The sequence below is a fragment of the Pedobacter suwonensis genome (genome assembly GCF_900111825.1).
GTDB lineage: Bacteria > Bacteroidota > Bacteroidia > Sphingobacteriales > Sphingobacteriaceae > Pedobacter > Pedobacter suwonensis.
Map to the genome: position 1 here is coordinate 96,820 of NZ_FOJM01000008.1, position 10,413 is coordinate 107,232.

At 40.1% G+C, this 10,413-nt stretch carries 12 protein-coding genes; 8 read left to right on the forward strand and 4 right to left on the reverse strand.

Annotation, left to right across the window (positions count from 1 at the left end; translation table 11 throughout):
- The first annotated feature begins 60 nt into the window (after nucleotides 1-60).
- From BM107_RS11810 to BM107_RS11840, 8 genes are all read left to right on the forward strand, one after another.
- Nucleotides 61-612 (forward strand): RNA polymerase sigma factor, encoded by a 552-nt coding sequence (locus tag BM107_RS11810; RefSeq protein ID WP_090983535.1) that lies wholly within the window; start codon nucleotides 61-63, stop codon nucleotides 610-612.
- Between the two features lie 10 nt (nucleotides 613-622).
- Nucleotides 623-973 carry an HMG-box domain-containing protein gene (locus BM107_RS11815; protein ID WP_208864378.1) on the forward strand — a complete coding sequence of 117 codons (351 nt, stop codon included), beginning with the start codon at nucleotides 623-625 and terminating at the stop codon, nucleotides 971-973.
- Between the two features lie 460 nt (nucleotides 974-1,433).
- Nucleotides 1,434-1,700, forward strand: coding sequence for a hypothetical protein (locus tag BM107_RS11820; RefSeq protein WP_208864379.1), 267 nt, complete (start codon nucleotides 1,434-1,436; stop codon nucleotides 1,698-1,700).
- Nucleotides 1,701-1,705: 5 nt separating this feature from the next.
- The gene (locus tag BM107_RS24505) at nucleotides 1,706-1,936 is read left to right on the forward strand and encodes a hypothetical protein (RefSeq protein ID WP_139222289.1); all 231 of its coding nucleotides are present in this window, start codon (nucleotides 1,706-1,708) and stop codon (nucleotides 1,934-1,936) included.
- A 4-nt stretch (nucleotides 1,937-1,940) separates the two neighbouring features.
- Nucleotides 1,941-2,330, forward strand: coding sequence for a glycosyltransferase (locus tag BM107_RS11825; RefSeq protein WP_090983537.1), 390 nt, complete (start codon nucleotides 1,941-1,943; stop codon nucleotides 2,328-2,330).
- Between the two features lie 53 nt (nucleotides 2,331-2,383).
- The gene (locus BM107_RS11830; protein ID WP_090983539.1) at nucleotides 2,384-2,836 is read left to right on the forward strand and encodes an Hsp20/alpha crystallin family protein; all 453 of its coding nucleotides are present in this window, start codon (nucleotides 2,384-2,386) and stop codon (nucleotides 2,834-2,836) included.
- Nucleotides 2,837-3,020: 184 nt separating this feature from the next.
- Complete coding sequence (locus tag BM107_RS11835) at nucleotides 3,021-4,241, forward strand: DEAD/DEAH box helicase (RefSeq protein ID WP_090983541.1); 1,221 nt, start codon at nucleotides 3,021-3,023, stop codon at nucleotides 4,239-4,241.
- A 69-nt stretch (nucleotides 4,242-4,310) separates the two neighbouring features.
- Nucleotides 4,311-5,222 (forward strand): AEC family transporter, encoded by a 912-nt coding sequence (locus BM107_RS11840; protein ID WP_090983543.1) that lies wholly within the window; start codon nucleotides 4,311-4,313, stop codon nucleotides 5,220-5,222.
- A gap of 342 nt (nucleotides 5,223-5,564) precedes the next feature.
- Here the strand turns inward: BM107_RS11840 and BM107_RS11845 are convergent, their stop codons facing one another.
- The 4 genes from BM107_RS11845 to BM107_RS11860 all read right to left on the reverse strand — a co-directional run bounded on the left by BM107_RS11845 (nucleotide 5,565) and on the right by BM107_RS11860 (nucleotide 10,410).
- Entirely contained in the window at nucleotides 5,565-6,758 is a 1,194-nt protein-coding gene (locus BM107_RS11845; protein ID WP_090983545.1) for a C1 family peptidase, read from the reverse strand.
- Nucleotides 6,759-6,869: 111 nt separating this feature from the next.
- The gene (locus BM107_RS11850; protein ID WP_090983547.1) at nucleotides 6,870-8,297 is read right to left on the reverse strand and encodes an L-serine ammonia-lyase; all 1,428 of its coding nucleotides are present in this window, start codon (nucleotides 8,295-8,297) and stop codon (nucleotides 6,870-6,872) included.
- Nucleotides 8,298-8,713: 416 nt separating this feature from the next.
- A complete protein-coding gene (locus tag BM107_RS11855) occupies nucleotides 8,714-9,373 on the reverse strand; it encodes an MgtC/SapB family protein (protein WP_090983549.1) in 660 nt (219 codons plus the stop codon).
- Between the two features lie 23 nt (nucleotides 9,374-9,396).
- Nucleotides 9,397-10,410: a PorP/SprF family type IX secretion system membrane protein gene (locus BM107_RS11860; protein WP_167543442.1), complete on the reverse strand. Its 1,014-nt coding sequence runs from the start codon at nucleotides 10,408-10,410 to the stop codon at nucleotides 9,397-9,399.
- Nucleotides 10,411-10,413: the final 3 nt, after the last annotated feature.

A 10,413-nucleotide genomic window follows, 5' to 3' on the forward strand; every position in this document is an offset into this window, starting at 1 on the left:
AAAGAAAATTTAAAGTAATATTGAGTTTCATCCGTTTACTGGATTATCAAGCGAAATTTAGTGCCAACAAACGAACCTCAAAATATCATTTCAACGGTTGCCAATTATGGTAAGCGCTTATTTAGTTTTATCCGCGGCCGGGTGAATACGGATGAGGATGCAGAAGATATTTTACAGGATGTTTGGTTTCAACTCAGCAATCAGCCAGAAGCTGGAGCCATTGAGCAGATTAGCGGTTGGCTGTATCGGGTAGCGAGAAATAAGATTACCGATAAATACCGCAAGCAAAAGGAAGAATCGTTAGAAGACTTTAGCTTTGAAGGTGAAGACGGCGAAATTAATTTTAAAGAAATTTTACTGGCGGAGGCTTACTCGCCGGAGGAAGAAAGTTTAAAGAAGCTGTTCTGGGACCAATTGTTTTTGGCTCTGCAAGAATTACCCGAAAATCAGCGCTATGTATTTGTTCAGAATGAATTGGAGGAACGTACTTTTCAGGAACTGGCCGATGAAAGCGGCGAAAACATCAAAACATTAATATCAAGAAAAGGTTATGCGGTAAAACACCTGCGTAACCGTTTACAAAATTTATATCAGGAGTTTATTAACTATTAAATTTACAGACATGATGAATAGAAATTTTAATCGTGGTAAGAAATTCATGTTCTTTTTCCCTGTAGCGGTGCTAATTGCAGCCATTCTGGGCTATGTAGTTATGTATTTGTGGAACTCGATTTTGCCGGAAGTTGCCCACACGGGGCGATTGAGTTATTGGCAGGCCCTCGGTTTGCTTGTGCTTTGCAGAATCCTGTTCGGAAATTTTAATAAAGGAGGACACCGGGGAGGCGGCTTCCGTGAGCGTGCGCAAAAGATGCGTGCTAAATGGGATTCGATGAACGAAGAGGAACGGGCAAAATTTAAAGATGAGTATAAGCGGAGATGTGGCGGATGGGGCCACCACCGCAATAAAGAATAGTTTGAAAGCCTCGAAATAAATTCGGGGCTTTTGTTTTATTATCGTTATGGAAGGTATTAACAGATCTCATAAGAATGGTCGTCATTGAGAGGAGGAACGACGAAGCAATCCTAAAACCATCGGTATTTGCCAGTGCATTAAGATTGCTTCGTACCTCGCAATGACGGCTTTTTTCTATTTGTTGGTGTCTTTCCGACCAACGAGTTAATCTGCTAAAAAGATCCTTCATCACATTCCGGATGACAAATAAAAAAATCAAAATAATTTAAAGTAAAAACAAAGCTGCTCCGTCTTCCTAAATAATTAACCAAAACAACAGTATTTGTATATCAAATTGCTTAACGTGAATTGGTTACAACGTTTGATAATTATAATAAAATGAAACCATCATGAATTTCAAAAGCCAGAATAACCAGAAAAATCATGATAGCTTGATCACAAATAAAAACATATACAGCAGATGAAAAAAATATTAAAAACGATAGGATTCGGGATATTACTTGGAGCAGTTGCTTTCTTCACCCCATTTGTGTTTAAATTTATATTGGCTATTATGCTGATCGGTCTAATGTTCAGGACATTTGCCAGTAGAAGACGCCATTATTTCCACAGCCGATATAACGGTTTCGAGAATCATTACAGTCCGATTGTGCCAATCGATAACCAGTGGTACAGGCCAAATGTACAAGGTAACGGAATAGTTAACCACATTAACATAAATGATTAACCGCCATGAGAACATTTAGAATATTACTGGCATTGGCTGTTGCCGCAGGAACTTTTTACAGCTTAAATGCACTGGCTGTTCAATATGGGTACCGAGATCGGTTAGATTTTAAAAACAGGCATTACCATGGGGATTGTAATCACGGGCAACACAGCAAGCGTAGCTTCAGCCATCATCGCATGCCAATGGCCGATACCATTGTCCCGACAGATAGTACAAACAATTTAGATAGATAAGCTGATGTCAAAAATACTTTTTTTAAGCGATCCATCTCAAGCCGATGTTAGTCCGATTTTGGGTATGGCAAATGAAATGGTTACTAAGGGAGAGCAAGTCACTTTCTTCAGTTCAGATGAATTTAAGGAACCTATAGAACAAATCGGCGCAGACTTTAAGGCATATAATCGGGAGTTGAATTTTTTTCGGGCAGGGCGGACTCTTAATGAAGAAAAACCCAAATCAGGATTGATCAGTGCATTGCTGGAACCGATGAAATTTATTGATGACATTTTGGTTCAGTTAAGGGGTTTGAAATTTGATTATGCCGTTTTCTCACCCTCTTATCCCTATGCAAATATCATTACACAGTTGTTGGATATCCCGAAAACAGAACAGATAGCCTACCATTAAGATTGGCTCAGGCCGACGAATTAACAGAATAATAAACAATTAAAATAAATAAAATGTACAACGAACATAGATGCCATTCAGGCAAGATGCATGGCCGTTTTGGCCGGGGAGCTGGCAGGTTTAGCGGACACTTTGGTGGTCCATTTAGTCATCACAAACATAGCATGTTTGATCAGGGCTTTAGAAAGGTGCCTGCCAATATAGAAGAAACCGAAAGTAGCTTTATTATTGAGCTTTTTGCGCCTGCTTTGGTAAAAGAAAACTTAAAGGTAGTAACCAAGGATGACATATTGACCATTTCTTACCAACCTAAAGAAGATGCTGATTCCAGTAAAAAGTATAGTCGTAGAGAATATAGCAACGGCACTTTCGAAAGGGCTTTCAGCTTAAACAGAAAAGTTTTGGTCGAAAATATCTCGGCCGGTTACACTGATGGAATTTTAAAGGTTACCCTACCTAAAAACCCCGAAACGAATACACCAGAGAAAGATATTCTGGTAGACTAAGTTTCGTCTATTATAATTTCAGGCCCCGATTGTTTAGCGCAGTTGGGGCTATTTTGTTTGCTGAAACAGAGATAAGAAATTACCAGATCATGCCTGGTTGTAATTAAGAAAGCAGAAATTAAATGTAGGTTTGTTATTGGCGGTATTTTAAGGTACTTTTGCTAAAAGACATAAACACAATAGATTGAATTTTAACGACTTTAATTTCAACCCCGATTTATACGAAGGCTTAATGGCCATGGGGTATAAAAGCGCTACTCCAATACAAGAACAGGCCATTCCGGTAATTTTAGATCATCATGATCTGATTGCCTGCGCGCAAACGGGTACAGGAAAAACGGCCAGCTACCTCTTGCCCGTAATGGATAAAATCAGTAAAGCTGCTGTTAGACACAACAATACCTTAATTTTGGCGCCAACCAGGGAACTTGCACAACAAATTGATTTACAGGTAGAAGCCTTGGCCTATTTTACCAATATCAGTTCATTGGCGGTTTATGGTGGAGGAGATGGTATTGCTTACGAACAGCAAAAACGCTCGATGCGCGAAGGTGTAGATATTATTATTGCCACTCCGGGTAGGTTAATGGCACATCTATCTTCAGGTGTATTAAAACTGGAACATTTACAGCATTTGATTTTGGATGAAGCAGATAGGATGTTGGATATGGGCTTTTACGATGATATTATCCGCATCATTAGCTATCTGCCCAAGAAAAGGCAAACGCTTTTGTTCTCCGCTACCATGGCACCGAAGATAAGGACCATGGCAGGCAAGATATTGCACGAACCGAAACAGATTACCATTTCAATTGCTAAACCTGCTGAAGGGATTGACCAACAAGCCTATAACATTCATGATCAGCAAAAACAGGCTTTATTAACGGAAATTTTCAAAAGCGACCAATACAAGAGCAGTATTATTTTCGCCTCCACAAAAGAAAAGGTAAAGGCCTTGTATAAGGCTTTTAAGGGTTTAGGCATTAAGGCTGAAGCTTTTCACTCCGATTTGGGGCAAAAAGAACGCGAAGATATTCTCCTGGCCTTTAAAAACCGTAGATTGCCTATTTTGATCGGAACGGATGTATTGTCGCGCGGAATTGATGTAGAGGGAATCGATCTGGTGATCAATTATGATGTTCCTGGAGATCCTGCAGATTACGTACACCGCATAGGCCGTACCGCAAGAGCGGCAACAAAAGGTACAGCCATTACGTTGGTTAACGGAAGGGACAAGCGCAAGTTTGATAATATCGAAAAGTTAATTGAGAAAGCGGTTCCGCGTATGCCACTGCCAGAAAGTATAGCTGCTATGGAAATTACACATGTAGAGGAAAAAAAAACGCCTCATAAAGGAAAGAAAAAGGTTTGGCACAAAAAGAAAAAGCCGAAACCCTCAGTTTAAAGTATCTAAAACGCCATAAGACTGTTCTTATTGGCGTTTTTCTTTTATAGATTATCTTTGCGCTATTAAATGGCAAATTTTATTCTTATCGGTTTATGCATTTTGGCGGGCATTCTTTTCAGAAAAAGTAAATCGTTGCCCAAAGATGCACACAAAGGCATCAATGCCTGGATTATTTACGTTGCGCTGCCAGCAGTTTCATTCAAATACCTGCCACACATTGCCTGGACTAAGGACCTGCTTTTTCCAGCTTTGGCTCCGGTTTGTATCTGGCTATTCGGATGGTTATTCATCACCGTTTACAGCCACATCCGGAACATCAGCAAAGCAAGCTCCGGAGGTTTAAAATTAACCAGTTCTTTAAGCAATACTTCATTTGTGGGTTTCCCTTTAATTGTAGCCTATTTTAGTGAAAAGGAATTGGGTATCGCCATTATCTGCGATCAGGTTACTTTTACGCTGCTATCTACCATCGGCATTATTGTAGCCATCCGGTCGTCACAAAATCAAGAATTAAGTGCAAAAATGGTATTGAAAAAGGTATTAACCTTTCCGCCGCTTATTGGCTGTGTGCTGGCGCTAACGCTGCCGGGTTTCATAGATATTACTTCATTAGATCCATTATTCGAAAAACTAGCGGCTACAGTTGGCCCACTGGCTTTATTTTCAATAGGTTTACAGTTAAAGTTTGGAGGTTGGTTTAGTGAATGGAAGCATATTGGTTTTGCTTTATTATATAAACTGATTTTAGCTCCTTTGGTGGTGATGCTGGTTGCGATAATTTTAGGAATGAGTGGCACCATTACCAGAATAACTATTTTCGAGATGGCCATGCCAACATTGTTAACCGCAGGGGTGGTAGCCGATCAGTATAACCTAAATCCAAAACTTTCCAATTTAGTAGTGGGGATCGGCATATTGCTTTCCTTTATTACCACGGGTTTATGGTGGATGGTACTCACTTATTCGGGGCTGGTATAAATTTATCTGGTTTTTAACCGCAAAGTTTGCAAAGAAATACGCTGAGAACGCGAAGTTAATTTGGTTTATCTGGTAAGTTGAAGATTTGCGACGGAAACACAGATTAACACCGAATATTGGAGGTGCCGATGCAACAGAAAAATCGTCTCGACAGAACCGCAGAGGAGTGGAGAGCCTACCCGGTGGTAGATTGCTTTGCTCCAAACGACCTTGCGGAAGACGCCAAGTGCCCAATGCTTAGTCCGTTGCGCCCTTTGCGAAAAACATCGCGCCCTTTGCGGTTTAACTAAATAAAAAAGCCGCAAGATTTCTCCAGCGGCTTCTCCAATAGTTTAAGTTTAACTACAAAGCTAATTTCTTGGCAATTGCAGATGGCATACCTGCTTTGTTTAATAAAATTGCTGTTGTTTTATATTTCACATAGTTTTTAGTTACGTATAAATATCCTTTGTAATCGTTGCTGGCACCCCAGGAGTTTTTAACGATATAATATTCTTTTCCGGTCTGATCTTTAGCTAAGCCAACAATGTGCATACCATGATCATCAGTTGTTTGATAGTTATCGAAAGCAAGCTGACGGTTTTCCTGCGTAATTTCCATCTCCGGTTGCGGACCATTAAACATTTCTGCTTTTTGTTTTGCAGTCATTTCAGCAAAAGGCGTTTGCGGTACAAAGGCTACACCATTTTTCCAGCTGAAGTTTTTTTCGCTAACATCTGTAGCCCAGGCTACTGTATAACCACCTTTCAAAGCGTTATCAATAATGTCTGTTAGCTCATTCACTTTTACATTATAAACCTGATCAAAAGACCAGTTATCAGGAACCAATAGGGTAAATTTGCTATAAAAAGGATGGTCATTGAATGATGAAAGTTCTACATAGTTATCTGGATTTAAGCCCACCACTTCCTGAGCGAAAGTTTTTGGGGTGTACTTTTTGCCATTATAAGTAAAGTTTTCTGGCACAGCGCCTAAATAAGCATCAATTACGCCTGTATAAGCTTTTAACCAGTTTGGTGTCAACTCGCCGTTTGCATTTTTTACAACAGCTTCTAAAACGCCTTTTTCAATATCGCCAAGTTCTGCAGTTTTATTGATTTTAGTACCATAGTTTAACCCGGTGTATACCTCTTGTGGAACTGCACCATATTTTCTGTACATGTTGATTACATCGTGCAAAGCACCGCCATCTCCTAATGAAACCGCACCATGCATGCGCACGTAATTTTTACCTTTTTCTACATAAGCATTACGTGCCGAAAAAAGCGGAGATAGGGTTACAGGCTGCTTGCCTGCTTTGATCATTTCTGATTCTAAAAAAGAGTTGGTAGAATAGCTCCAGCAAGTACCTGAAGATCCCTGATTTTGAACCGGGGTATTGGCCAGGTTAATTACTTCTGTAAATTTAAAAGAAGCTGCACTGTTTTCACTTTGGTTGTTTTTTAACGAATTAACGAGATTGTCTTGCGCATAAGTCGCCGATATAGATAACGACAAAGCCAAACCAATCACACTGATTTTGGTGTAGTTGATCATTTTTTATGAATAATTAATAATTGAGCGAATGTAAAAATACTTGTCGATTTAGTACCAAGAGTTTTTGTAATAAATCAATAACATCGGTCATTTTATTGCAACAATGTTGAATTAACATTCTGGTAAACTGATTGGGATGTTCGTTGCTAACCCGCCATCAGAGGTTTCTTTGTATTTCGCATTCATATCTAAGGCCGTTTCCCACATGGTGTTTACTACGGCATCTAAACTTACCTTTGCCTTGTCAGGATTACTTTGTAGTGCCAATTGGCTGGCGGTAATTGCTTTAATGGCTCCCATGGTATTTCTTTCGATGCAAGGAATCTGTACCAGACCTCCAATCGGATCGCAGGTTAAGCCCAGGTGGTGTTCCATAGCAATTTCTGCAGCCATTAAGACCTGACGTTGCGAACCGCCTAAACACTCAGTTAGGGCTGCCGCAGCCATGGCGGAAGAAACGCCGATTTCGGCCTGACATCCACCCATAGCGGCTGAAATTGTTGCCCCTTTTTTGAAAATACTACCAATTTCTGAAGCACAGGCAACAAACTGGATGATTTTTTCTTCGCTATAACCATCGCAAAAGGTGATGAAATATTGTAATACCGCAGGGATTACACCCGCGGCACCATTGGTAGGAGCGGTTACTACACGGCCAAACGAAGCATTTTCTTCATTAACGGCTAATGCAAAACAGCTTACCCAATCTAAAATATAATTAAAGCCGTTTCCACCTTTTCTGATGGCTGTTACCCAGCCTGTATAATCTGAATATTCATTTTTGCCAATTAATCGCTTATTTAGTGGAAATGCCCGTCTGGCTACGTTTAAGCCTCCCGGTAAAAATCCTGTGGTATGGCATCCACGATAAATACAGTCGCGCATTACGGTAAAGTGCTGTAAAATGCCTTTTTTTGTCTCCGCTTCGGTACGCCAGGCCAGTTCGTTTTCCATCACAATTTCGCTCACCTTTAAACCGGTAGATAAACACCAATGTAAAAGATCTTTTGCTTTATCTACAGGAAAGGGAAGGTCTACCTGGACTTTTTTGCTATTGTCTTCGCCTTCTTTTACCACAAAACCACCGCCAATGGAGTAATAGGTTTCTGAAAAAGCTTTTCCATCTGTTAAAAACGCCTGAAAAGTAACGGCATTGGGGTGAAATGGTAAACTTTCGGCAAAGAGAAAAAGCAGATCGTTATCGTAATCAAAATCAATAATTAATTGATCAGCAAGATTTAATTTTTTATCTCTTTGGATACTTTCGAAGGTAGGGCTAACCGCATCCACATCAAAAGTTACCGGATCTGCGCCTGTTAATCCCAATAAAATGGCAACATCGGTTCCATGACCTTTGCCTGTTTTGGCTAAAGAACCATACAGCAATATTTTGATGCCTTCAACATTGTTAATCAGGTTGTGCTGTGTAAGGGAAGCTGTAAATTGCTGGGCAGCCCGCCACGGGCCTAAAGTATGCGAACTGGATGGTCCGATACCAATTTTAAAAATATCGAAAACCGAGATTTGTTCCTTGATCATGATGAAAGTTAGTTATACAAAGCTATGATTGTTTATGATTTCGGCTAAATTTATTTTAGGCTGAAAAACGAAAATGTTATATTAGTGCAATCTAATCCCAACGCGCCAAAAATGGACTTCAACTATCATGCTCGGGAAATCTACCTAGGCTATTGTCGTGCCAGCTCAGGTAAAAGATTTGCTGATGATGTCATCGACCTGATTATTTCTACATTTTTCTTTTTGGTATTGACATCTGTATCGGAATTCTTTTGTCTGGAACTTTAGATGGAATCAATGATCTTGTAAACCGGTTGGTTGTGATGGTTTATTATGGCTTTGTAATGTGTTTAACAGAAGCTGTTTCACGTGGATCAATCCGAAAACTTAGTACAGGAGCCAAAGCCGTAAACTTAGATATTAGCTGTTTGACTCACTTAAAAATCAAACTCAATAATATCTTCATCTTTAAGCATTCGCTCTACAAATTTCTGGTGGTTTTGCGGTGTGCCGGTAGCCGTCCAGTTTCCGGTAATAATATTGTTTACCAGCTGATGCTTGCCACGTTGGGGTTTCAGTTTGCTTTCCCTAAAAACTTCTTCGTAACTTTCTAAATCGCCGTGTGTATGTTGTTTTTTAACAATACGGTAAATCCTTTTGGTAAAGCGCCGGTCGCCAATTTCTTCTAAAAAAGGGAAGATGATCAAAGCCAGCATCACCACGGCGGTAACACCAATGGCTTGTTCATAATAACCAGAACCTACTGCCATGCCAATGGCGGCCACGATCCAGATGATACAGGCTGTGGTAAGGCCTTTAACGCGGTTTTCTTCCTTAAAAATTACGCCAGCACCAAGAAAGCCAATGCCTGTAACAATATTCGAAGCAATCCTATCTTGGCTGGTAGGGCCTATTTTGATGGATAAAATAGTAAAAAGGGTTGCGCCTAAACCAATCATCATCATGGTTTTTAATCCGGCAGACTTACTTCTGTATTCGCGTTCTGCTCCAATTATACCGCAAAGTAGAGTTGCCAATAAAAATTTATTGATTTCACTTTGGGTAATGAAATGGTTTTGATCTATAATTTCATTCATCGCCTTTTGTTATCAACGGCAAATTAATAAAAATCAAAACATCTCAGTCCGTTTGCGCGGCCACCGTTTGAACTATTTGGAAAATATTTTTCGTAACCTACACCAATTTCGGATGTTCCCCCTGTATTGCTATAATTAATTTTTGAAGTTGTAGCATCGTGGCTGATGCCTAACCTGAATTTTTCACCATTGGTTCTGCGGTTAAAAATATCGAAGATTACCGAAAATACAATTGCATCATTTCCGTTCGAACTGCCATCATTGCGGTACCAGATGCCTGCATTTATACTTGCATACTTATATTGCATGCCCGCGCTAAACGATTTAATGTTACCTTGTTTATAAGCAATAATAGATGGGATAAGGTAATTTCCATCCCGGTCGTACTCATCCGGCACCAAGGTTAATTTGTAACTTAAATTACCCGATATGCGCATGGGTAACTTAGCCTGAAAACCAGATAAAGATTCATCCGGACGATTAAGGTGATGCATGGCTAATCCCATCATGAATTTTCCGACCACGAGATTGGCGCCCGCGTTTGAATCGAAATAATATCGGCTATCTACACTTGGCCTTTCTGCACCCGAAATACTGCCCGGAATATAGCCAATGACATCTATCTGATCGCCAAACACGAGTTTATCCCAATTTAGCTTTTGGTTGGTAATGCCTGCCTGTAGTCCAAATGATAGGGCAAAATCGTCTCCTCCGATGATATAGGAATAGCTTAAGGCAATGTTGTTCTTCACCAGGTAGGCGGTTCCTTCGCTGCTGCGGTTAAAAATAATTCCAACACCACTGTTTAGGCTACTCAGGTTAAGATCTCCGGAAGCAGACATGTATGAATAATCACTGGCCAAGCCTGTCCACTGGTTACGGTAAAGCGCATTAAACCTGATGTCGCCTTCAAACTGGCCTGTAAGTGCCGGATTTAAGTAAATTGGCGCATTGTAAAACTGTGAGTAAATATGGTCTTGTGCCCGCGAAACAATTGGCAGTAACCAAAATAAAATTATGATTATCCTTCTCCTCATTAT

Excerpts from the sequence above, each read along its gene's own strand:
- BM107_RS11815 (WP_208864378.1), top strand. The coding sequence starts at position 623 with ATGATGAATAGAAATTTTAATCGTGGTAAGAAATTCATGTTCTTTTTC.
- BM107_RS11820 (WP_208864379.1), top strand. The coding sequence starts at position 1,434 with ATGAAAAAAATATTAAAAACGATAGGATTCGGGATATTACTTGGAGCA.
- BM107_RS24505 (WP_139222289.1), top strand. The coding sequence starts at position 1,706 with ATGAGAACATTTAGAATATTACTGGCATTGGCTGTTGCCGCAGGAACT.
- BM107_RS11825 (WP_090983537.1), top strand. The coding sequence starts at position 1,941 with ATGTCAAAAATACTTTTTTTAAGCGATCCATCTCAAGCCGATGTTAGT.
- BM107_RS11830 (WP_090983539.1), top strand. The coding sequence starts at position 2,384 with ATGTACAACGAACATAGATGCCATTCAGGCAAGATGCATGGCCGTTTT.
- BM107_RS11840 (WP_090983543.1), top strand. The coding sequence starts at position 4,311 with ATGGCAAATTTTATTCTTATCGGTTTATGCATTTTGGCGGGCATTCTT.
- BM107_RS11845 (WP_090983545.1), bottom strand. The coding sequence starts at position 6,758 with ATGATCAACTACACCAAAATCAGTGTGATTGGTTTGGCTTTGTCGTTA.
- BM107_RS11850 (WP_090983547.1), bottom strand. The coding sequence starts at position 8,297 with ATGATCAAGGAACAAATCTCGGTTTTCGATATTTTTAAAATTGGTATC.
- BM107_RS11855 (WP_090983549.1), bottom strand. The coding sequence starts at position 9,373 with ATGAATGAAATTATAGATCAAAACCATTTCATTACCCAAAGTGAAATC.
- BM107_RS11860 (WP_167543442.1), bottom strand. The coding sequence starts at position 10,410 with ATGAGGAGAAGGATAATCATAATTTTATTTTGGTTACTGCCAATTGTT.